The organism is Nonomuraea helvata, assembly GCF_039535785.1.
Taxonomy (GTDB): Bacteria; Actinomycetota; Actinomycetes; order Streptosporangiales; family Streptosporangiaceae; genus Nonomuraea; species Nonomuraea helvata.
The window spans coordinates 646,246-668,288 of record NZ_BAAAXV010000001.1 but is presented as its reverse complement, the minus strand read 5'-3'; the positions used below and the strand labels follow the sequence as shown (position 1 = coordinate 668,288).

General features: G+C 71.5%; 21 protein-coding genes. 7 read left to right on the top strand and 14 right to left on the bottom strand.

Going from position 1 to position 22,043, the window contains the following annotated elements; all coding sequences use genetic code 11:
- Positions 1–55: 55 nt before the first annotated feature.
- The 7 genes from ABD830_RS02915 to zwf form a co-directional block, all read right to left on the bottom strand.
- Positions 56–1,198, bottom strand: a complete 1,143-nt coding sequence (locus tag ABD830_RS02915) for a cytochrome P450 (RefSeq protein WP_344984707.1) — start codon at positions 1,196–1,198, stop codon at positions 56–58.
- A gap of 211 nt (positions 1,199–1,409) precedes the next feature.
- Positions 1,410–2,195, bottom strand: a complete 786-nt coding sequence (locus ABD830_RS02910) for an IclR family transcriptional regulator (protein ID WP_344984706.1) — start codon at positions 2,193–2,195, stop codon at positions 1,410–1,412.
- Between the two features lie 464 nt (positions 2,196–2,659).
- Entirely contained in the window at positions 2,660–3,133 is a 474-nt protein-coding gene (locus ABD830_RS02905) for a P-loop nucleotide/nucleoside kinase family protein (protein WP_344984705.1), read from the bottom strand.
- A gap of 245 nt (positions 3,134–3,378) precedes the next feature.
- Positions 3,379–3,990 carry a bifunctional 4-hydroxy-2-oxoglutarate aldolase/2-dehydro-3-deoxy-phosphogluconate aldolase gene (gene eda, locus ABD830_RS02900; RefSeq protein ID WP_344984704.1) on the bottom strand — a complete coding sequence of 204 codons (612 nt, stop codon included), beginning with the start codon at positions 3,988–3,990 and terminating at the stop codon, positions 3,379–3,381.
- Between the two features lie 129 nt (positions 3,991–4,119).
- Positions 4,120–5,085: a glucokinase gene (gene glk / locus ABD830_RS02895; RefSeq protein ID WP_344984703.1), complete on the bottom strand. Its 966-nt coding sequence runs from the start codon at positions 5,083–5,085 to the stop codon at positions 4,120–4,122.
- A gap of 112 nt (positions 5,086–5,197) precedes the next feature.
- Positions 5,198–7,141, bottom strand: coding sequence for a phosphogluconate dehydratase (edd, locus tag ABD830_RS02890; protein WP_344984702.1), 1,944 nt, complete (start codon positions 7,139–7,141; stop codon positions 5,198–5,200).
- A 67-nt stretch (positions 7,142–7,208) separates the two neighbouring features.
- Positions 7,209–8,609, bottom strand: a complete 1,401-nt coding sequence (gene zwf / locus ABD830_RS02885; protein ID WP_378521062.1) for a glucose-6-phosphate dehydrogenase — start codon at positions 8,607–8,609, stop codon at positions 7,209–7,211.
- Positions 8,610–8,825: 216 nt separating this feature from the next.
- Here zwf and ABD830_RS02880 point away from each other — a divergent pair, with 216 nt between their 5' ends.
- Entirely contained in the window at positions 8,826–10,055 is a 1,230-nt protein-coding gene (locus tag ABD830_RS02880; RefSeq protein ID WP_344984699.1) for an ROK family transcriptional regulator, read from the top strand.
- 15 nt (positions 10,056–10,070) lie between these two features.
- Here the strand turns inward: ABD830_RS02880 and ABD830_RS02875 are convergent, their stop codons facing one another.
- On the bottom strand, positions 10,071–11,645 hold the full coding sequence (locus ABD830_RS02875; protein WP_344984698.1) for an ATP-binding cassette domain-containing protein: 1,575 nt from the start codon (positions 11,643–11,645) through the stop codon (positions 10,071–10,073).
- A gap of 77 nt (positions 11,646–11,722) precedes the next feature.
- Here ABD830_RS02875 and ABD830_RS02870 point away from each other — a divergent pair, with 77 nt between their 5' ends.
- On the top strand, positions 11,723–12,373 hold the full coding sequence (locus ABD830_RS02870) for a TetR/AcrR family transcriptional regulator (RefSeq protein ID WP_344984697.1): 651 nt from the start codon (positions 11,723–11,725) through the stop codon (positions 12,371–12,373).
- A gap of 22 nt (positions 12,374–12,395) precedes the next feature.
- On the opposite strand, the gene ABD830_RS02865 is transcribed toward ABD830_RS02870, so the two are convergent.
- The 3 genes from ABD830_RS02865 to ABD830_RS02855 all read right to left on the bottom strand — a co-directional run bounded on the left by ABD830_RS02865 (position 12,396) and on the right by ABD830_RS02855 (position 15,271).
- Positions 12,396–13,784: an MFS transporter gene (locus ABD830_RS02865; protein ID WP_344984696.1), complete on the bottom strand. Its 1,389-nt coding sequence runs from the start codon at positions 13,782–13,784 to the stop codon at positions 12,396–12,398.
- 57 nt (positions 13,785–13,841) lie between these two features.
- Entirely contained in the window at positions 13,842–14,498 is a 657-nt protein-coding gene (locus ABD830_RS02860; protein WP_344984695.1) for a hypothetical protein, read from the bottom strand.
- A gap of 71 nt (positions 14,499–14,569) precedes the next feature.
- Positions 14,570–15,271, bottom strand: a complete 702-nt coding sequence (locus tag ABD830_RS02855; protein WP_344984694.1) for a DUF2470 domain-containing protein — start codon at positions 15,269–15,271, stop codon at positions 14,570–14,572.
- A gap of 68 nt (positions 15,272–15,339) precedes the next feature.
- Between ABD830_RS02855 and rpsD the strand changes: the two genes are divergently transcribed.
- On the top strand, positions 15,340–15,954 hold the full coding sequence (rpsD, locus tag ABD830_RS02850) for a 30S ribosomal protein S4 (RefSeq protein ID WP_344987608.1): 615 nt from the start codon (positions 15,340–15,342) through the stop codon (positions 15,952–15,954).
- Positions 15,955–15,956: 2 nt separating this feature from the next.
- On the top strand, positions 15,957–17,165 hold the full coding sequence (locus tag ABD830_RS02845; RefSeq protein ID WP_344984692.1) for a low temperature requirement protein A: 1,209 nt from the start codon (positions 15,957–15,959) through the stop codon (positions 17,163–17,165).
- 64 nt (positions 17,166–17,229) lie between these two features.
- On the opposite strand, the gene ABD830_RS02840 is transcribed toward ABD830_RS02845, so the two are convergent.
- Positions 17,230–18,021 carry an ion transporter gene (locus tag ABD830_RS02840; protein WP_344984691.1) on the bottom strand — a complete coding sequence of 264 codons (792 nt, stop codon included), beginning with the start codon at positions 18,019–18,021 and terminating at the stop codon, positions 17,230–17,232.
- A gap of 120 nt (positions 18,022–18,141) precedes the next feature.
- On the opposite strand from ABD830_RS02840, the gene ABD830_RS02835 reads away from it, so the two are divergent.
- Positions 18,142–18,450, top strand: coding sequence for a DUF4190 domain-containing protein (locus ABD830_RS02835; RefSeq protein WP_344984690.1), 309 nt, complete (start codon positions 18,142–18,144; stop codon positions 18,448–18,450).
- Here the strand turns inward: ABD830_RS02835 and ABD830_RS02830 are convergent.
- A complete protein-coding gene (locus ABD830_RS02830; RefSeq protein WP_344984688.1) occupies positions 18,370–19,071 on the bottom strand; it encodes a TetR/AcrR family transcriptional regulator in 702 nt (233 codons plus the stop codon). The two genes, ABD830_RS02835 and ABD830_RS02830, sit on opposite strands and share 81 nt — an antisense overlap.
- 66 nt (positions 19,072–19,137) lie before the next feature.
- Between ABD830_RS02830 and ABD830_RS02825 the strand changes: the two genes are divergently transcribed.
- Together ABD830_RS02825 and ABD830_RS02820 are read left to right on the top strand one after the other, a co-directional pair.
- Positions 19,138–19,878, top strand: coding sequence for an ABC transporter ATP-binding protein (locus tag ABD830_RS02825; RefSeq protein ID WP_344984687.1), 741 nt, complete (start codon positions 19,138–19,140; stop codon positions 19,876–19,878).
- The gene (locus ABD830_RS02820) at positions 19,878–20,603 is read left to right on the top strand and encodes an ABC transporter permease (RefSeq protein ID WP_344984686.1); all 726 of its coding nucleotides are present in this window, start codon (positions 19,878–19,880) and stop codon (positions 20,601–20,603) included. The genes ABD830_RS02825 and ABD830_RS02820 overlap by 1 nt, the downstream gene beginning before the upstream one ends.
- Positions 20,604–20,609: 6 nt before the next feature.
- Here the strand turns inward: ABD830_RS02820 and ABD830_RS02815 are convergent, their stop codons facing one another.
- The gene (locus tag ABD830_RS02815) at positions 20,610–21,968 is read right to left on the bottom strand and encodes a S8 family serine peptidase (protein ID WP_344984685.1); all 1,359 of its coding nucleotides are present in this window, start codon (positions 21,966–21,968) and stop codon (positions 20,610–20,612) included.
- Positions 21,969–22,043 lie beyond the last annotated feature (75 nt).

Sequence of the window (22,043 nt, the reverse complement as noted above, 5' to 3'; positions counted from 1 at the left end):
GCGGGCATGCGCATCAGCACGCCCGGCCCCGCCCATGCGATCGGGGGCAGCGCCATCACTGGGTGAGGCGGTGAATGCGCAGGGGGCGCATCGCGACGCGCAGGCGGGAGACGTTGAGCGCGTAGGGGAGCGGCCGGTGGGATGACAGCAGCCGGCCGACCGGCTTGGGCCGGGCCGCGCGGACGATGCCGGCGAGGAAGGCAGTGCCGACCGCGAGCGTCAGGTGCACGCCGTCGCAGCCCGGCCGGGCCCACCACTCGTTCGCCGCGGTGCCGTCCAGCCAGATCTCGGGCGCGAACGTGTTCGCGTACGGCAGGCGCGGGCTGCGCTGGTGCGCTGCGATCGGCACGAGCACGGTGCTGCCCGCGGGCAGGGTGGTGCCGTACCAGTCGGTCGGCGTGGTCGTGACGCGGGAGAGCGCGGGCACCGGCGGCCACAGGCGCAGCCCTTCGCGCAGGCAGGCCCGCAGGTAGTCGGGGTCGGTGCGGGCCGACTTGCGCTGGGCGGGGTGGGCGGCGAGCAGCGCCAGCGTCTGCGTCAGCCCGGCGGAGATCGCGCCCAACCCCATCAGCCAGAACGCCGCCTGCATGAGCCCGCGCGACTCCGCCTCGCCGGAGTTCTCCGCGATCAGGCCGGCCAGGCTGCCGGGCTCGGCGCGGCGCAGGTGGTCGAGGATGCGGGCGTCGTACCGGCCCGAGAGGATCTCCTGGCGCCGTCTGGCGCGCCACCTGCCGGCCCACGTGAGGCGCGCCAGCAGCCTGGTGAGCTCCTCGTCGTCGGCCGCGCCGTCGCCATAGACGCAGCGTCTGGCCACGCGCTGCCAGCGGGCGTCGAGGCGGCCGTGGTCCACCACCCCCGAGGTCAGCTCCTTGGCCTCCTCCCTGGCGATCTCGATGAACGCCGGGCGCAGGACGTCCGTCGGCAGGCCGAAAGGGCGTTGTTCGACGCCCTGCGCGTACTCGCCCCCCTCTGACAGTACGCGCAGGGCGTCGCGCTTGGACATGACCAGCAGCGCCGGGCCGCGCAGCCCGCGTACCAGGACGGGGCGGCCGCCGTACCGGGCCTCCAGCTCGGCCAGGAGCGCGCGGGAGCGCAGCAGGTCGCGTCCGGGCATCGCGTGCGGCGCGCCGGGCGGGACGACGGTGGCAGCCAGGCGCAGACTCTCCAGCACAGTGGCCCGGGGGAGGCCTCTAGGCACGCGCGACCGCCCGCGTTCCGACCGGCGCCCGCCGGTCCGGGGCCATGCGGGTGCGGACCTCCCGGACCGCGGGCGCCTCCTGGGTGGCCGGAGCGGGATGGAAGTCCATATGCCGATGTGAACGCCGGGACCGCCGCGCCGCAATGAGCGGTTTCGGCCAACGGAACACTTCCGGTCGCGCGCCGATGAGGTGTTCCGATGACCGGAACGCCTACGCGCTGAGGAGCGCGGCCGAGATGGCCTGGGCGGCGCCGCGTACGGAGATGCCGAGCCTGGCCAGCGGCGCCGCGCCGGCCGGGGCCGCCACCCCGAGCGACATGCAGATCCGGCCGCCCGGGCCGAACACCGGCGCGGCCACGCACGACACGCCCTCGGTGAACTCCTCCTGCGCGTACGCCACGCCCTGGCTGCGGACCTGGGCCAGTTCGCGGTCGAGCCCGGTCAGGGTGGTGATCGTGCGGCGCGTCATCCGCTCGAACGAGCCGCGCGCGAACAGCTCGCGGCGCAGCGCCGGGTCGAAGGCCAGCAGCGCCTTGCCGGTCGCCGTGCAGTGGAGCGGCGCGCGGTCCATGCCGTCGGATCGGGAGTCGACCCGGTTGTGGCCGTACAGGCGCTCGACGTAGCGGGCCTCCAGGCCGGAGGGGACGGCCAGGTTCACCGTCTGCCTGGTGGTCTCGTACAGGTAGAGCAGATAGGGCAGCACCACCTTGCGGGTGCCCGGCACGTGCAGGCGGGTGATGCCGGTCATCGTCTCCAGCAGCTCGCCCGGCAGGTAGCCGTTGCCCACCCGCCTGGCCAGCTCACGGGAGCACAGCACGCCCAGGATGCGGTGCGCGGTCGATTTGGGCAGGCCCGTGGCGCGGCACAGCTGCGACAGGCTGACCGGGTGGGCGGCGGCACTCAGGGCGAGCAGGATGTCGATGCCCCGCTCCAGGCTGCCGGGCTGCGCCACGGGGCGGCCGTCCGTCACTACTTGGCTGGCCGTTTCCGTCGGCATTCATCTCCCTTTCGCTCTCCGAGGAGCGGAAGGGGCTTCCCGGGGGCTGCGGTTTCCCTGAGCTGTACCCGGCCGCCGCGCGTTCAACGCAGGGTATGAACTGACCCGTTGACCGGACTACGGAGTGCGACACGCCCGCGAGATGTCGTGGCGCGCCAGCAGGCCACGCGGCCACGGTCAATCCTCCCGTCCCCAAGCGTAGGCCCCGAGCTGTGCCGGATCGGCAGTGGGACGCCCTGTTCGGTGCCCTGCGTTCCGACCGCGACCGCCGAGCAGTGGCTGCCCGGCAGCGCGGAGGCTTTGTCTGGTGCCGCCTCTACCTCGATGAGGTCAGCCACTTGGAGGCGAACGACCCCATCTCGTGCCCAACGCCTTCGCGGCCGGGGCTGCGATGCCGAGATCGAACACCTCCACGTCCATCTGCCTCGCGTGCTGAAGACGGCAACCTCATGATCGCCAACGAGTCAGTACGCGTCGTCGTACATGGCCAGTTCTGCAGGCGTCGGTCGCTGGAAGTATTTGAGCACCTCATCGAGTCTGGCGTCCGTGATGTGAAAAGTCCCCGTAGGCGACTCGGCATTGCGATCTGCCAGACGACGCCGAAGTTCGTCCAGCGGCGGATCAAGGACACACAGCACTACACGGGCACCCAGCAACCGCGCCCGAGATCGGTAATGATCACGCTCCTCGCGCGACCAGAGACCCCAGTCGAGCATCACGTTCTGACCGAGACGGAGGACACGTTCAGCAACGCTCCATTGGACCCGTTCCACCGGACCTCGCATTGCATCCAGCGCATCCCCACTGAGGTTCGGGTGAAGCTCATGGAGCCACTCATCAGCGGTCAGCCGAAGCGCCGAGTGCTCTTGCTCCAATCGTCTAGCCAAGGTCGTCTTGCCGGATCCGGGCAGGCCACAGGTGATGAACAGCGTCGACACGAGCGCACCCTAGCCGCCACCGTCACCTCGAGGCGAAGGAATTTCGCCCCAGCCGTGGGAAGCCCCCCTGCGCTGCCAACCCTTAGTCCGGCCACGTCGCCGGTGCTTGTTTTGCGAACCAGTGGCTGCCCGAAGAATTGTGCTTGGTTTCTGGGCCGATCGGCTGCGACTGAAGGTAATCAGACGGTGATGTTCAGTCCTGTCACCAGGGCCCATGCTCAGCCGGACGCCCCGGCTTGTCCTTGTCAGCGGAGAGCCGCGGCCTCCGAGGCGAGCTTCTCGATGCGGCCCCAGTCGCCGGCCGCCAGCGCGTCGGCCGGGGTCAGCCAGGTGCCGCCGACACAGCCCACGTTCGGCAGCGCGAGATAGTCGGGCGCGGTGTTCACCCGGATGCCGCCCGTCGGGCAGAACCGCACGTCGGGCAGCGGACCGCCCAGCGCCTTGAGGTACGGAACGCCCCCGGCGGCCTCTGCGGGGAAGAACTTCAGCTCCTTGATCCCCCGCTCGACCAGCGCCATCACCTCGGACACGGTCGCCGCCCCCGGCAGGTACGGGACGCCGCTCGAATCCATCGCCTCGACCAGCGACAGGGTCGTGCCGGGCGACACCAGGAATTTGGCCCCCGCGGCGACAGAAGCGGAGATGTCCTCCGAACTGCGGATGGTTCCCGCTCCCACCGTCGCCTCGGGCACCTCGGCGGCGATCCTGGCGATGGCCTCACGCGCGACCGGGGTGCGCAGGGTCACCTCGATGACCGGCAACCCGCCGGCGACCAGCGCCCTGGCCAGCGGTACGGCGCTCTCGACGTCCTCGATCACCACAACGGGAATCACTGGGGCGAGATCGAGCAAGCTCATGAGTTCTTCTCCTCGTCGGCCCGTTCCGGCCGTCTAGTCACGTACAGGTCCCCACACCACCCCGCGGCCGCAACAGTGGCCCTTCCCCAAGGCGGACGGCCCAACCGGGCAGGCCACCCGCCCCGGAGGTCAGCCCACCAGCTCCGTGCGGGCACGCTGGGCCAGCCAGGCCGCGGCGCCCGTCAGGGCCGGCTGAGGGGCGACGATCAGTGCGGTGCCGATGGCCGCCAGGTAGTCGGCCATGTCGGGATTGGCGACGAACCTGGTGCGGAAGGTGCTGGTGCGCACCCGTTCCACGATACGGGGCAGCACCCCGCCGCCCAGATACACCCCGCCCCGCGCCCCGAGGGTCAGGGCCACGTTCCCGGCGAAGCTGCCCAGCATCCCGCAGAACACCTCGACGGTCTCCGCGCACAGTGAGTCGTCCAGGCGGGCCACGATGTCCGAGGCGGTCAGCTCCGGCGCGGCGACGCCGTTCACCTGGGCGAGCGCCCGGTGCAGCCGGACCAGCCCCGGCCCGGACAGCACGTGCTCGGCCACCACGTGCGGCAGCCCCTGGGACTGCAGCGCCTGGACGATCTCCAGCTCCCGCTGGTCCACCACCGGCACCGTGACGTGCCCGCCCTCGCCCGGGATCGGCGTCCAGCCGTGCTCCGCCGGCACCAGGCCGCCCACGCCGAGCCCGGTCCCCGGCCCCAGCACGGCCTTGACCCCGTGGCCCGGCTCGGGGCCGCCCAGGGAGACCAGGTCGCCGCCCTCCAGGTGCGGGAGCGAAACGGCCAGCGCCTCGAAGTCGTTGAGCAGCACCGCGTACGGCACGCCGAGGTCCCGTACGGAGCCCGCCCACGTGGAGTTCGTGAGCCGGTAGCGGTCGCCGTCGATCGGCCCGGCCACGGCCAGGCACACCGCCCCCGGTCGCACCCCGCCCGCGTGTTCCGCGAGATAGGCGGCCACGGCTTCGGGGAGGGTCTCGTAGTCGGCCCCGGCCAGGACCGCGACGTTCGACGGCCGCGCTCCCGGCGAGGTGACCAGGGCGAACCTGGCGTTGGTCCCGCCGATGTCGGCGACCAGCCACGGAAGGTCAAAGGCACTCACCGCATACCTCCGGCATCCAGGGCGGCGACATGATCGCACGCCGTACTCCGAAGGATGCCACGAGCGCTCACGCGGCCCCAGGCGGGGTGATGAACCCTCAGGTAGTGATCGATCACCGCGCCAGTCCGGCGTGCTGGGCGCCCACCGGGGCGCCGCTCTCCAGGTGGGAGGCGCCGGCCTCGGCGGGGAAGCCGAGCCCCGGGCCGTGGTCGGGCGACTCGGCGCCGCTCAGGCCGAAGATCCCGGCGCCCTGCTCGGCGTGCCCCGCCATCCGGCGGAACGCCGCGAACAGCTCGCGGCCCGTGCCCACCCACTGCGCGTCGCTCAGCGGACGGCCCTCGGGCGTGCGCCGGGCCAGCTCCTCGGCGGGCACCAGCAGCTCCAGCGTCCCGGCGGCCGAGTCGAGCCTGATCACGTCGCCGTCGCGGACGAGCGCGATCGGCCCGCCGTCGGCGGCCTCGGGCGACAGGTGGATGGCCGCGGGCACCTTGCCGGACGCCCCGGACATGCGCCCGTCCGTGACGATCGCCACCCGCTGTCCCCTGTCGAGCAGCACGGCCAGCGGCGGCGTGAGCTTGTGCAGCTCGGGCATGCCGTTCGCGCTCGGCCCCTGGTAGCGGATGACCGCCACGAAGTCCTGCCCGTCCAGCTCGCCCGCCTCGAACGCCTTCAGCAGGTCCAGCTGGTCGTCGAACACCTTGGCCGGCGCCTCGATCACCAGGTGCTCCGGCTTGACCGCGGACACCTTGGAGACGGCCCGGCCCAGGTTGCCGGAGAGCATGTGGATGCCGCCGTCCGGCGAGAACGGCGCCTTGACCGGTCGCAGCACGTCCAGGTCCGAGCTGCCGCCCGTGACCGGCGACCACACCAGCTCGCCGTCCACCAGCTCGGGGGCCTCGCGATAGCGGTCGAGGCCGCGCCCCGCCACGGTCATGACGTCCTCGTGCAGCAGGCCCTCGTCGAGCAGGTCGCCGATGAGCACCTGCATGCCGCCGGCGTCGCGGAAGTGGTTCACGTCCGCCTGGCCGTTCGGGTAGATCTTGGTGAGCGACGGCACGGCCCCCGACAGGCGGGCGAAGTCATCCCAGGTCAGTACGATCCCCGCGGCGGCGGCCATGGCCACCAGGTGGATCGTGTGGTTCGTGGACCCGCCGGTGGCCAGCAGGGCGACGCAGGCGTTCACGATGGCCTTCTCGTCGACCAGCTCGCCGATCGGCGTGTACTCGGAGCCGTGCGCGGTGATCTCCACCGCCCGGCGCCCGGCCGCCTGGGTGAGCGCGTGGCGCAGCTCGGTGTGCGGGTTGACGAACGTCGAGCCCGGCAGGTGCAGGCCCATGACCTCCATCAGCGCCTGGTTGGAGTTCGCGGTGCCGTAGAAGGTGCAGGTGCCGGGGGAGTGGTACGACTTGGCCTCGGCGTCGAGCAGCTCCACGCGCCCCACCTTGCCCTCGGCGAAGAGCTGGCGGGTGCGCGCCTTGACCTTGTTCGGCAGCCCGGAGGTCATCGGCCCGGCGGGCACGAAGATCGCGGGCAGGTGCCCGAAGTGCAGTGCGCCGATGAACAGGCCAGGCACGATCTTGTCGCACACGCCCAGCAGCAGCGTCGCGTCGAACATGTCGTGCGACAGCGCGATCGCGGCCGCCATGGCGATCACGTCACGGCTGTAGAGGGACAGCTCCATGCCGGGCCGCCCCTGGGTGATGCCGTCGCACATCGCGGGCACGCCGCCCGCCACCTGCGCCACGCCGCCCGCCTTGCGCACGGCCGCCTTCAGCTCCGGCGGGTACGTCTCATACGGCTGGTGCGCCGACAGCATGTCGTTGTAGCTGGTCACGATCGCCACGCCCGGCTTGGCCGTGCCCATCAGAGCGGGCTTGTCCTCGGCGGACGCGCTCGCGAAGCCGTGCGCCAGGTTCGCGCACCCGAGGTGGGCGCGGGCCGGTCCCTTGGCCCTGGCGGCCTCGCCGTCGCGGCGGATGCGCTCCAGGTAGGCGGCCCGGCTGGCGGCGCTCCGCTCAATGATCCGGTCGGTGACGTCCTGAATGATCGGGTTCATGGCCCCTCCTTCGTCGGGTCCATGAACCCGAGGTTGCTGCGTCTATTGGTTCGCTCGCTGCGCTCGCTCACGCTTCCTCCTCGTGCCAGGCGCGACCGCTGCGGCCGAGCAGTTCGTGGGCTCCGGCGGGGCCGGTGGTTCCGGCGGGGTACGGCTCCGGCAGGTCGGCGGACGCCTCCCACGCCGACAGGATCGGGTCGATCCAGCGCCAGGCCGCCTCCACCTCGTCACGCCGCATGAACAGCGTCGGGTTGCCGGCCAGCACGTCCATCAGCAGCCGCTCGTACGCCTCGGGCACCCGCGCCGTGAACGTCTTGCCGAAGTTCAGCGACAGCGGCACCGGCTTCAGCGTCACCTCGCCCGCGCCCGGCTCCTTGGCCATGATGTGCAGCTCGATGCCCTCCTCCGGCTGGAGCCGCAGCACCAGGCGGTTCGGGCTGCCGCCGGGGAAGATGGAGTGCGGCACGTCCTTGAACTGCACCACGATCTCCGACCTCCGGTACGGCATGCGCTTGCCGGTCCGCAGGTAGAACGGCACGCCGGCCCACCGCCAGTTCTTGATCTCGGCCCGGATCGCGGTGAATGTCTCCACCCGCTGCGACGCCTCAGTGGGCGGCGTGGAGCCGGGCTCGTCCAGGTAGCCCGGCATCTCGTCGGCCTCCGTGTACTGGCCGCGCACGGTGAACCGCGCCACCTCCGTGCCGGTGATCGGCCGCAGGGCCTGCAGCACCTTGACCTTCTCGTCGCGGATGGCCTCGCGGTCGTTGCGGGCCGGCGGCTCCATCGCGGTCAGCGTGAGGAGCTGGAGCAGGTGGTTCTGCACCATGTCGCGCAGCGCGCCCGCGTGGTCGTAGTAGCCGCGCCTGCCGGGCGTGCCCACGGTCTCCGCGGCGGTGATCTGGACGTGGTCGATCCACAGGGAGTTCCAGATCGGCTCGAGGAAGGCGTTGGCGAAGCGCAGGACCAGCAGGTTCTGGACGGTCTCCTTGCCCAGGTAGTGGTCGATGCGGAAGATCTGCCGCTCGTCGAAGATCGCGCCGACCTCGTCGTTGATCCGCTGCGCGCTCGGCAGGTCGTGGCCGAGCGGCTTCTCCAGGACCACGCGCGAGCGCGGCGTCACCAGCCCGGCCTCGTCCAGCTCACGGCAGAAGGGGCCGAACGTCCTGGGCGGGCTGGCCAGGTAGAAGATCCGGTCGCGCTGCTCGTACCCGGCCAGGAGCCTGGTCAGCGCGCCCCACCCGGACTTGTCGGCGCCGCCGACGTCGACCGACACGTGGTGCAGCCGGCCGAGGAAGCGCTGCCACAGGTCCGGATCGTCCATCGGGACCTGGTCGCGTACCTCGGCGTCCACCTTGCCGCGGAAGTCGGCGTCGGTCAGCCCGCCCCTGGACATGGCGATGACGCGGGTCTCGGGGGAGAGCCGGCCCTCCCTGTCGCTGTGGTACAGCGCCGGGAGCAGCTTGCGCATGGACAGGTCGCCCGTCCCGCCGAAGACGACGAGGTCGGCGGTGTGGGCGGGGCTGGCGGTCGATAGGGGGGACACGGTACGAGCTCCGATGATCTACCAAGCAGGGACAGAACGGACACTAACGAGAGTTAGGGTCGCACACAAGCGGAGTTTTGGCATTTGAGATAAAAAAGTCCGGACTTTTCATTACCTAACCCCGTGTGATTCACTTAGCCGATGCCTCGACGTACCGCCGCGACCCTCGCCAGCAGTGGTGAGGTGCTCCGCCTCATCCGCACCGGTGAGGCCGTGACGCGGGCCGACATCGGCCGGGTGACCGGGCTGTCGCGCCCCGCGGTGCAACTGCGCGTCGGTGAGCTGCTGGAACGCGGCCTGGTCCTCGAGCGCGACGACGCACCTTCCACGGGCGGTCGGCCGCCCGTTCGGCTGGAGTTCAACGCCGCCGGCGGCGTGGTGCTGGTGGCGGCGCTCGGCGCCACCCGCACCCGGGTGGCGCTCTGCGACCTGGCCGGGCAGGAGCTGGACGTGCGCGAGTTCGCGATGGACGTGGAGGAAGGCCCCGACGTCGTGTTGCCGCTGCTCATGGACACCTGGGACGAGCTGCTCGGCGACCGGCCGCGCTCGATGGTCAGGGGTGTCGGGATGGGTGTGCCGGCCACGGTCGAGTTCGCGCACGGCCGTGCGGAGAGCGCCCGGGTGATGGCGTCGTGGACCGGCGTGGTGATCCCGCCGATCATCCGCGAGCGCTTCCCCGTCCCCGTGCTCGTGGACAACGACGTGAACGTGCTGGCCATCGGCGAGCACCGCGGCGCCTACCCCGACCTGGACGACCTGATGTTCGTCAAGATCTCGACCCGGATCGGCGCCGGGGTCATCTCCGGCGGCGGCATCCTGCGCGGCGCGCTCGGCGCCGCGGGCGAGATCGGGCACATCCCGGTGCTGGACGGCGGCGACGTGCTGTGCCGCTGCGGCAACACCGGCTGCGTCGACTCCGTGGCCAGCGGCACCGCCCTGCTGCGCGAGCTGCGCGCGAAGGGCAAGGACGTCAGGACGATCGCGGACGTGACCGCGCTGGTGCGGGCGGGCGACGCCGAGACCATGGCGACCGTGCGCAGGGCCGGCCGCAGGATCGGCGAGGTGCTGGCGATGGCCGTGAACATCCTCAACCCGTCGGTGGTGGTGCTGGGCGGCGACGTGGCCGAGGCGTTCGGCCCGCTGGTGTCGAGCATCCGCGAGGTCGTCTACCGCCGCTCCACGGCCCTGGCCACCCGGCGGCTGCGCATCGAGCCGAGCCGGCTCGGCGCGGGGGCCGGCATCAGCGGGTGCGCGGTCATGGTGCTCGACCACGTGCTCTCGCCGGAGGCCGTGGACGAGACCATGACCCTCTCGGCCCTGTCCCGCCCCGGCCGTCCCTCTTCTCCGTCCCTCACGGCCGCGCCGTTGTAACCGGGCTCCGGACGGTCAGACGTCCCAGCGGGGAGTGTCGCTCTCGCGGACGAGGCCGTCGGCGCCGAAGATCAGACAGCGGTCGAGGTCGGCGGCGAACCAGCGGTCGTGCGTGACCGCCAGCACCGTCCCCTCGTATCCGGCGAGCCCCTGCTGGAGCGCCTCCGCACTGGCCAGGTCCAGATTGTCCGTCGGCTCGTCGAGCAGCAGCAGCGTCGCACCCGACAGCTCCAGCAGCAGGATCTGGAGCCTGGCCTGCTGCCCGCCCGACAGCGTCTCGAACGGCTGCGCGCCCGCCGGCGCCAGCTCGTAACGGGCCAGCGCCGCCATCGCCTCGTTGCGGGTCATCGCGTGCTCCCGCATCACCACGTCGGCGGCGGCGCGCCCCGCCAGGTCCGGCCGCACGTGGGTCTGCGCGAAATGCCCCGGTGACACCCGGGCGCCCAGCCGGGCCACGCCTGTGTGCGCGATCGGCTCGCCGGCCAGCAGCCGCAGGAAGTGGGACTTGCCGGTGCCGTTCATGCCCAGCACGCCGACGCGCTCGCCGTACCAGATCTCGGTGGAGAACGGCCGCAGCAGCCCGCTCAGCTCGAGGTCCTCGCACATCACCGCGCGCTTGCCGGTGCGTCCGCCGCGCAGCCGCATCCGGACGTTCTGCTCCCTGGGCGCGCGCTGCGGCGGCCCTGCCCGCTCGAAGCGCTCCAGCCGCGTGACCGCCGACTGGTACGCCCCCGCCAGGGCGTCGTTGTTGGCCGAGCGTCCGCGCAGCGTATGGACCAGCCTGCGCAGCCTGGCCCGCTCGTCCTCCCACCGCCGGCGCCGCTCTTCGAGGCGCTCCCTGCGCTGCCTGCGGGCCTCGGCGTACGTCGCGAAGCCGCCGCCGTGCACCCAGACCCCGCGCCCCTCCACGGTGATGAGGCGGTCCGCGGCCTCGGCGAGCAACTGCCGGTCGTGCGAGACGAGCAGCACCGTCTTGGAGGAGCTCCTGATCGCCCGCTCCAGCCACTGCTTGGCCGGCACGTCCAGGTAGTTGTCGGGCTCGTCGAGGAGCAGCACCTCGTCGGGGCCGCGCAGCAGCGCCTCCAGCATGAGCCGCTTCTGCTCCCCGCCCGACAGCGTGCCCAGCCCTCTCGCCTTGACCTGCTCGTACGGCAGCCCCAGCGCCTCCGTCGCGCATACGTCCCACACCACCTCGAGCTCGTAGCCGCCCGCGTCGGCGTAGTCGGCGATGGCCTGGGCATAGGCGAGCTGGGTGGGCTCGTCGTCCTGCGTGGAGATCGCGGACTCGGCGGCCTCCAGCGCGGCGGCCGCCGCGCGGACGTGCTCCGGGGCGACGTTCAGCAGCAGGTCGCGAACGGTGCCCGCGCCGAGGAACTGCCGCATCACGCCGATCCCGCCGCTGCTCACGACGCGGCCGTCCGACGGGGCCAGCTCGCCCGCGATCAGCCGCAGCAGCGTGGTCTTGCCCGCGCCGTTCGGCCCGACGAGCGCCGCCTTGGCACCGGCGCCCACTTTGAAGGACGTCTCCAGCAGCAGCGGCCGCCCGTCCGGCAGCAGGTACGTCAGCCCGCTCACTTCGATGTGCCCCATGACAGCCGCCCCCACTCGATCGTCGTTCGACTAACTAGACCATCGATCCAGTCGCTGGAACAACGTATTATCGCCAGGTGGAAACCGTGTGGTCGCGCCCCCAGAAGGCACCGAGGCAGACGCTGACGCTCGACCGGATCGTGGCCGAGGCGGTCGCGCTGCTCGACGAGGAAGGCGTGGGCCGGCTGACCATGCGCCGCCTGGCCGAGCGGCTCGACACCGGCTCGACCACCCTCTACTGGCACGTCAAGACCAAGGACGACGTCCTCGACCTGGCCCTGGACGCGGTCTTCGGGGAGGTGCGCCTACCGGTGCGCGGCTCCGGGTGGCAGGAGGCCGTACGCGAGCTCATCGGCGGCTGGCGCGCGGCCCTGCTGCGGCACCCGTGGTCGGCCACCATCCTCGACCGCCCTCTCATGGGCCCGAACGCGCTGGAGCGCACCGAGTTCCTCTACACGACGCTGGCCGCCGCCGGCTTCGCCGCCCCCAAGCCCGCCGCGTACAGCCTGTCCAACTACGTCATGGGCTCGGTCGTCATGCAGGTGACCTGGCAGGACCGTGACCGGGACGACACCGGCGAGTTCCTCAGGCAGCGCGCCGGCCGCTACCCGGCCCTCGCGGAGCACGGCCTCGACCACGCGTGGGACGCCACGTTCGACGAGGGCTTCGGCTACCTGCTGGACGGCATGGAGCAGGCACGCAGACGCGAAGACGGCCGGCTCGGGTGAGCCGGCCGTCTTCGCGGGATCGTCAGTTCTGGCGGGCCTGCTTCGGCAGCATCAGGCCGACCACGAACGTCGTGGCGATCATCCCGGCGGCCACCCACAGCGTGATCGCGACGCTCCCGGTGCCGAAGTAGAGGGTGCCCAGCACGGCCAGACCCAGCGCCCCGCCCACCTGCTGGAGCGCGGTCAGCGCGCCGGAGGCGGAGCCGGTCTCCTGCGGCTCGACGGCGGCCATCACGATGCTGAAGTACGGGCTCATGATCAGCCCGCTGCCCAGCCCGGCCACCACCAGCGCCGGGGCGAGCTGCCAGGGCGAGACCCCTGGGGAGGCGACGGCGATCACACCGGTCACGCCGAGCCCCATGACGACCGCGCCGGCCAGCAGAACCTTGCGGCCGTGCCTGCGGGCGGCCTGCGCGACGCCCATGCCCGCGATCATGCCGAGCGACGAGGGTACGCTGGTCAGCGCCGCCTTGAGCGGGGAGTAGCCCAGGCCGAGCTGGGTGTAGAGGCCGATCACGAGGAAGAACCCGGTGAAGGCGGCGAAGTAGATCGTGCCGGTCGCCATGCCCGAGACGAACGCCCGCTTGCCGAACAGGCTGGGCGCCACCAGCGGGTCGCCGCCGCGCCGGGCCCTGCGCTTCTCGTAGGCCGCGAAGACCGCGAACACGGCCGCGGAGGCCGCCATCATCGCGAAGGACCACGCCGGCCAGCCGCTCTCGCGTCCCTGAACCAGTGGGAAGACCATGAGAACGGTGCCCGCGGAAGCCAGCGCGGCGCCCGGCAGATCGAGCCGCACGCCCTTGACCGGCCGGGAGGCGGGCAGGAAGCGCAGGGCGGCCAGCGCGGCGGCGGTGCCGATCGGCAGGTTGATCAGGAAGATCAGCCGCCAGTCGACGCCGGTCAGCACGCCCGCCAGGATGGGCCCGCCAACCGCGGACAGCCCCATGACCGGCCCGAACATCCCCATCGCGACCGCCAGCTCCTTGGGCGGGAACATCTCCTTCATCAGCCCCATGCCCTGGGGAATCATCGCCGCCCCGAACAGCCCCTGCACGACCCGGGCCGCGATGATCGTCTCGGGGGAAGCGGCCAGGGCGCACAGCAGCGACCCGATGGTGAATCCGATGACGCCGATGAGGAACATGCGCTTGCGCCCCACGATGTCCCCGAGCCGCCCGCCGGTCAGCAGGCCGGCGGTCATGGCGAGGGTGTAGGCCGCGCCGAGCCACTGGATCAGGGCGGTGCCGCCGCCGAGGTCGGCCCGCATCGTCGGGCCCGCGACGTTGGTGACGGTCGCGTCGAGCAGCTCCATCACCGAACCGGCGAGGACCACCGCCAGCGCGGGCCAGCGCCACTTGTAGGGCGCGGGTGCGGCGGGCGTCTGCGCGGGGCGGGTGTCGAGGACGGTCATTCGGGGCCTCCCGATCGGAACGGCTTGTTCTGTTCCAGAATAGCAGAACGGAACGCTTCATTCCACGAATAGGACCGAGATTGTTCGGGACGGGGGCTGCGGGCCTGAAGATCGGCATGCGGCCCACCGTGCGCAGCCGTAAAAGGAGGGGTTTAGTGCTTTCGGGGGTGGCGCGTCTGACCGCGCGGAACGTGAGTGCGGCCAGGCGTCGTGGCGGCGGTGGGGGGGTGGCGCCACGGACGGGCGGGTCGGCTGCACCGCAGGAGTGACCGTGATCAGCGTGGGCGTACGGGAAACCGAGGGACCGCCGGGGGTCGGGTGCGTGGAGATCGTCCGCCGTGGGGTCGAATGCGCGGAGGATGCCTGCTTCGGGGTGGGGCGGCGCGCGACGGAGGCGGGGTGTGTCGGGTGCGCGGAGGGGGAGCGCGGCGGGTGCGCGGAGGAGCCGGGGATGCTGGGGCCGAGGGCGGTAGGCGTGATGCGGAGGCGGGATTCGGTGGCGACATGGATGGAGCCGTCGCGGGCGCCGGGGCGGGGGCGGTGCCAGTCGACCGCGTCCAGTCGCCTGCCGGCGGACGCCCCGCCCACCAGGATCGCCGCCGAGGCCAGCATGAGCGTGCCGATCAGCGCGCCGGCGATCATCAGTATCCGCCCCCGCCGCCCGCTCTCGTCGGCGAACTGGTGGGGTTCGGATGATCGCTCCGTGCCAGTCACGCCTCAAATGCTAGAGAGGTGCCGCCTATGACAGGACCGATCCGGACAAATCGCAGAGCCAATTGTGATCATCAACAGGAGCACAGCAGCCCGCGCAGCGCCGTCTCCAGACACAGGTCGGAGCGGGCCGGGGTCGGCCACGGGAAGCGGATCAGCGACTCGTCCACCCGTACGGTCGCCCCGAACCGGTCCAGCTCCCACAGCCACACCTCACCGGCCTCCTCGCCGAGCTGCCGGGACACCCCCGCGGTGAGCTGCGCCCGGTGCGAGGCGTTGACGTGCGCGAGCACCCGCTCGGCCGTCTCCGCCAGCGGGTCCGGCGTCGCGCCCAGGTAGTCGTCGGCGTCCAGCAGCCCCGACTCCTGCCCGGTCAGGTACACGACCTGTCCCACGTCCAGTCGCAGCAGCCGGGGCGCGGAGCGCTCCCCGAACCGTTCCAGCGCATCGAACAGGCTCTCGTCGGCGCTGTGGGCGGCCACCGCGACCGCCGCGTCGCGCGCCTCGCTCTCCGGTACGGCCTCCGCCCACCCCTGCACCTCCAGCAACCCGCGGGGATGGGTGGCGTCCCCCAGTTGCCGCATCGCCGTCAGGTTCACCGCCACGACGGCGTCCTCGCGCAGAAGGTGCAGGGGCTCGCCGGGCGACACCAGCAGCACCGGCCGGCCGCGCTCGTCCACCCCTCCCCGGGCCGGCGCGGGGGCGCCGTCGACGGAAAGCGTGGCGACGCTCGCGGTCGCGGCGAGAGTGCGGACCCGTTCGGGGATCGGCAGCATGGGCCCTCCATTCCAATGGTAGGTTAGCCTCACCTAAGTAAGGGTTACCTAATCACATTGAGGTGAACGTGCGCTACACCGGCCCCAAGGTGCGACTGTCGCGTCGCGCGGGCGTCCCGCTGACCAGGAAAGCCGTCCGCTACTTCGAGCAGCGCCCCTACCCGCCGGGCGAGCACGGCCGCAAGACCAACCGCCGCAGCACCGGCGACTACGGGCTGCGGCTGATGGAGAAGCAGAAGCTGCGCTGGTACTACGACGTGTCGGAGCGGCAGCTACGCCGCTACTGGGACCTCGCCGTCCGCAAGCCGGGCGCGTCGGGCACCGAGCTGGTCACGCTGCTGGAGAGCCGGCTGGCCTCGCTCGTGCTGCGGGCCGGGTTCGCGCCGTCGATCTACGCGGCCAGGCAGTACATCAACCACGGGCACATCGCAGTGGACGGCCGCAAGGTGGACATCCCCAGCTATCTGGTCAAGCCCGGACAGGTCATCACGGTCCGGGAGCGGTCCCGCAGGATGCAGCCGTTCGTGGCGGCCGCGGAAGGCGTGCACGCCGACGAGCGCATCGCGCCCTACCTCGCCGTGGACCACGCCGACCTGCGTTTCACGCTGACGCACCGGCCCGAACGCGAGCAGATCACGGTCCCCGTGGACGAACAGCTCGTCGTGGAGTTCTATTCTCGTTAGCCGTGACTGAAGCGGTAGAGCGCCATGCAAGCTGGTTAGAGCTCTTCTTCGACCTGGTTGTCGTCGTCGCGGTGGCGCAGCTCGCCCACCGGCTCGCGCATCCGACGTGGGCGGACGTGGGGCTGTTCGTGGTGCTCTACTACGCCGTGTGGAGCGTGTGGACGACCTTGACGCTCTACTCGAACGCGGAGGCCGAGCGCACCCGCACGCGCGGCATGCTGATCGGGATGTTCGGCATCGCGGTGATGGCCGCCGCGGCGCCCAACGTCGCGCACGAGATCGCCGCGACGGGCGACACGCACGACGGCTGGTTCATCGCCGCGTACATCACCTGCCGGATCGGCGCCTCGCAGACCCTGCAGCGCTCCGGCATGGTCATGACGGCCTGGCCCGCGGCGCAGCTCGGCGCGGGCCTCGTCCCGTGGTTCGCCTCCATCGGGGTCCAGGGGTCCGCGCGGTACTGGCTGTGGGGCGTCGGCGTCGTCCTCGACATGCTCTTCTCCGTGCTGCAGAGCCGCAGGCCGGAGCGCCTGGTCAGCGAGATGCAGCGGCAGGGCAGGCGGCTGGAGGAGCGCGAGCTGCGCCGGGCGCAGCTCAGCGGGCGGACACCGCGCCCGATCGAGGCGGTCAGGGCCGCCGTGCTCGACCCCGCGCACCTGGGGGAGCGGCTCGGCCTGTTCGTGATCATCGTGATCGGCGAGGCGGTCATGCAGGTCGTGATGGCCGCCTCCGGGCAGTCCTGGGGCTGGGAGCTCGGCCTGGCGGCGGTCGCGGGATTCGGGCTGGTCGTCTCGCTGTGGTGGCTGACCCTGCAGTACGGCGTGAGCGCGGTGCCGGGCGCGGCCGAGCGGGGGCTGAGGGCGTACATCGCGCTGCCCGCGCACTTCGCGATGACCGTGGGCATCACCGCGACGGCGGCCGGGCTCGGCGCGGTCGCCGCCCATCCGGCCGAGCACCTGCACGGCGGCGTCGGCTGGGTGCTGGGCGCCGGCCTGGCGGTCTACTTCGCCGCCTCCACCGTGCTCGGCGTGGCCACGGGCGCCGAGCGGCGGTGGATCTGGGGCTGGGCGCTGCCCTCGGTCGTCGCGCCGCTGGCGGTGGCCGCGGTGTCCGGCCTGATCGCGGGCTGGGCCGTGGTCGCGCTGGTGCTGGCCGTCACCCTGTGGCGGGTGGCCTACCGGCCACGCGTCGGCGCGATGCAGCCGGCGTAGTCCCGGCAGCGTCCACGTGATCCCGGGCGGCGTCCGCGTGGTCGCGGGCGGCGTCCCAAGGGGCTCAGTCCATGATGTCCTGCTTGCGGAGTGCCGCGACCTCCTTGCGGAGCTCGGCCAGCTCGTCCAGGATCCGCTGGGTCTGCGCGGTGGCGGTGTCCTCAAGCGCCGCGCGCTCCTCGGCGCTCTCCTCGTCCATGGCGCTGACCACGACGGCCATGAAGAGGTTCAGCACCACGAACGTGCAGATCAGGATGAAGATGGTGAAGAAGATCCAGGCCGACGGATGCCGGGTCATGACCTCCCTGGCGATGTTTCCCCAGTCGTCGCCCGTCATCGTCTGATAAAGGGTGAACAGCGAGGTCGGCAGGCTGCCGAAGCGATGGGGCGCGGTGTCCCCGTAGAGCTTGGTGGCCATGACGGCGGCCACGTACAGCACCAGGCCGAGCAGCAGCACGATCGAGCTCATGCCCGGCATCGCGCGCAGCAGCGCCGACACCACACGGCGCAGGCTCGGCACGACCGACAGCAGCCGCAGGGCACGCAGGATGCGCAGCGAGCGCAGCACCGACAGGCCGCCCGAGTGGGGGAGGAGGGCGACGCCGACGATCAACGTGTCGAAGATGTTCCACGGGTCACGCACGAAGCGCGAGCGCTCGACATAGATCTTGGCCACCAGCTCGGCGGCGAAGATGTACAGCGCGACGTGGTCGACCGCGGTGAGCAGGTGGCCGTGGACGGCCACGACGGCCGGGAAGGTCTCCAGGCCGAGCGTGGCGGCGTTGAGCAGGATGACGCCGACGATGAAGCGCTGGAAGACCGGATGAGCGAGTAAGGCGGCAGTGCGTTCACGCACGGGGACAGGCTCCTAAAGGGTCCGAACAGGTGCTCCACCATGATGTCGCAACGTGATCAAGGGGGAGGCTGTGGTATAAAAACGGGCCTGGATCACGACCGGAGAGGGGGCGCAGCAACCATGTCCTATCCCAACTACGGCCCCTCCCCCTATGGGCCGCCGCCGCAGAGTCACCCGCAGGGCACCACCATCCTCGTGCTGGGCATCCTGAGCCTGGTGGTCTGCACGTTCATCGGTCCCTTCGCCTGGTCTCTGGGCACCAGGGCGCTGCGCGAGATCGACGAGAGCGGCTACTACTACGAGAACCGCGGCATGGTCCAGGCCGGGCGCATCTGCGGCATCGTCAGCTCAGTCCTGATGATCGTCACCCTCGGCTTCGTCATCTTCGCCTTCGGGATCATGCTGCTGACTGGGGCCTTCTCCCGCTAGCAGGTCGCCGATGCCCGACTCCAGCAGGTCGAACGCCTTGGCCGCCTGAACCTTGAGGTCGGGCTCGACGCTCTCCCACTGCTCGCCCGCCCCCTGCCTGCGCACCGCGGATTGGGTGAGAATCCGCGTCGTGCTGAGGATGTGGGTGGCGACCAGGCGCGGCGTGAGGTCGTCGGCCTCGGACCCGAGCTCGTCGGCCAGCGCCCGCGTCAGCGCGTCCTCCCGCTTCTCCTGCATCTCGCGCAGCTTGGCCACCAGCGAGGGCGCCTCGCTGACGATCCGGTCGAACACGTCGGCCCCCTGGTTGAGCCCGTAGCGCCAGTGGCGCGTGTCGAGCGCGTCGAAGAAGTCGCGGCGGAACGCCTCCACCACGCTCTCCCCGGGCTCGCGCTCGCGCAGCACCTGCGGCGCCAGGTCGATCGCCACGTCCTGCCGGTCGGCGAACAGGTCCTCCTTGGTGCCGAAGTAGTTGAAGACCGTGTTGACCGACACGTCGGCGGTCCGCGCGATCTCGGCCACGGTCACGTTGTCGAACCCCTTGATCATGAACAGCCCCATCGCGATGTCCGCGATGCGCTGCCTGGTCTCGCGCTTCTTCCGCTCCCGCAGCCCCTCTTCCATGCCCTCATCGTATCCAACTTGCAGCGACTCCAAAATTGTGGCTACTCTAATTTTGGAGGCGATGAAATGATCAAGACATCAGGTCTGAGCAAGACCTTCGACGGCGGCGTGGAAGCCGTCAAAGACGTGGACATCTCGGTCGGGTCCGGTGAGATCGTGGGCTTCCTCGGCCCGAACGGCGCCGGCAAGACCACGACCATGCGCATGCTGACCACGCTGCTGCGCCCCACCTCGGGCACCGCAACGGTGGCCGGCCACGACCTGCTCGGCGACGCGAAGGAGGTGCGCAGGCGCATCGGCTACGTCTCGCAGAGCGGCGGGATCTCGCCGGTGGCGCCGCTGCGGGGCGAGCTCGAACTCCAGGCCATGCTGTACGGGCTGAGCCGCCAGGAGGCGGAGGCCAGGACGCGGGAGGCGGTGGAGCGGCTCGGGCTCACGGGGCTGGAGCAGAAGCCGGGCGCCGCGCTCTCAGGCGGTCAGCGCCGCCGCTTCGACATCGCGTTCGCCCTGCTGCACGGCCCCGTCCTGCTCTTCCTCGACGAGCCCACGACCGGGCTCGACCCGCAGAGCCGGGCCAACCTGTGGGACCACATCCGCTCGCTGCGGGAGGAGAAGGACATGACGGTCTTCCTCACCACCCACTACCTGGACGAGGCCGACGCCCTCTGCGACCGGATTCTGATCATCGATGACGGCCGGATCGTGGCCGAGGGGGCCCCGGCCGAGCTCAAGACCGGCGGGCGCACGCTCGACGACGTCTTCCTCGACATCACCGGCCGCTCGCTGCGCGAAGAGGCGGGTGTGTGATGCTGCGCGACACGTGGGTGCTGTTCCGCCACGGCGTGCGCGCCACGCTCCAGCAGAGGATCGCCATCGTCATCGGCGCGATCCAGCCGCTGCTCTTCCTGGTGCTGTTCGGCCCCATCTTCACCACGTTCGGCACGTGGGAGACGCTTGTTCCAGGGCTGATCATCCAATTGGGGCTGATGAGCACGGGCATGGCCGGGTTCGGGGTGGTGTTCGAGAAGCGCTCCGGCGTGCTGGAGCGGATCCGGGTCACCCCCGCCAGCCGCCTGGCGCTGCTGCTCGGGCGCGTACTCAACAACACGCTGACGCTGGTGATCCAGCTGGTGCTGCTCCTCGCCGTCGCCTTCGCCTTCGGCCTGCGCGCTCCCGCGCCCGGGCTGGCCGCCGGGCTCGTGCTGGTGGTCGTGCTGGGGGTCAGCCTGGCCGCCCTGTCGTACGCCGTCGCGCTGACGATCCACGAGCAGCTGTTCGCGCCCGTGATGTCCACGGCGGTGGTCCCGCTGGTCCTGCTCTCCGGGTCGTTCCTGCCGATGTCGATGGCGCCGGGCTGGCTCGACGCCATCTCGCACGTCAGCCCGTTCAGGTACGTGCTGGAGGCACTGCGCGACCTGTTCAACGGCCGCTACCTGACGGGCACCGTGGGCCTGGGCGTGGCGGTGACCGTGGTGTTCGCCGCGGTCAGCCTCACGGTGGGGACCCGGGTGTTCAACCGGGAGAACGCCTGACAGGCGTCAGGCCGCGCTCTTGAGCCGCCGCTGGAGCGCGGCCAGGATGCCGGCCGGGTCCACGTTGCCGTAGCCGTAGTCGTAGTCGAAGCCCACCTCGCTGCGGTCCTCCGCGGTGCGCCGCAGCAGCGCCCGCAGCTGGGCGGGCGACAGCCTGGTGGCCGGCCACCGGGTGCGTACGGCGGCGACGAGCCCCGCGGCGACCGGCGTCGCCGCGGAGGTGCCCGAGTCGGGCGTGCCCTCGCCGAACGCCTTGGACCCGGAGAAGTGCGTGTAGGCGCAGACGTCGGGCTTGCGGGCGGTCAACCGGCCGGGACCCTGCGAGGAGTAGCCCACCCGCTCGCCGTTGACGTCGACGGCGCCGATCGACAGGACCTTCGGGTGGGAGTTGGCGCCCGCGATGGGCCGGCTGGGGAAGGCGCACCGGCCGTCGGGGCACTGCAGCCCGCAGTTGCCCGCCGCGAACAGCACGTCCGCCCCCGCCGCGTCGAGCTCGGACACCATCAGGTTGAACGGGTGGGCGGCGTTGTCGGAGTAGTTGCCGGGATGCCCGACCGGGAAGTCCCATTCGGGGGAGAACGACCCCCAGGAGTTGCTGACCACCAGCGCCTTGGTGGCGGCGGGCTGGGCGGCGAGCACGTCACGCAGGTGCGCGAGCGCCGACACCGCGTCCGACAGCAGCCCGTCCATCGCCGTGCTGCCAGGCCGGGTGGACAGCAGCACCGGGATGTCGATCAGCGACGCCTGCGGGGCGGCGATGAGCGTGTCGAACGCGCACATCGTCCCGTGGTCGACCTCGAACTCGCCCGGAGTGCCCGACACGCCCTGCGGGCTCCATGACCGCGCGACGTCCAGCGTGACGCTCCTGCCGAGCTGCCTGGCCGTGTGGGCCACGTTGATCCCGGTGTCGAGGACGGCCAGCGCCACGCCGGTGCCGTCGAGCCCTTCGGCGTGCAGCGCCGGCACGTTCAGCAGCCGCTCGACGTCGTGCCAGTCGCCGACCGGCGGGTCGCCCCCGCATGTCTGGGTGGTCCCGATCACCGGATCGGCGAAGACGCCGACCACGTCGGGCCTGAGCGTGGGCAGCATCGCGATCCTGGAGGCCGGCTCGTCGCCCGAGATCGTGCCGCGTACCAGCACCGAGGCGTCCTCGGCGGCCAGCGAGAAGGCGAGCGGCTGGTTGAGCGAGAGCGGATCGCCGCCCGCTGCGGGGACGGGCCGCGCGACGGCCACGGGAACGAAGGCGGGGTCGAGCTCGACCCCTGGCAGGCCGTCGGCCACGTCGGCCGTGGTCGCGGTCCGGCCGGGGTCGGCGACCGCCGCGACCAGATCGGGGGAGGGGCGGAGCTGGATCAGAACCCGCATGTGTCACCACCGGAGGATGTGCAGGGAAACGAACTCCCCAACTTTCATCCATTCCATGGTTTGGCGTCCAGCGAG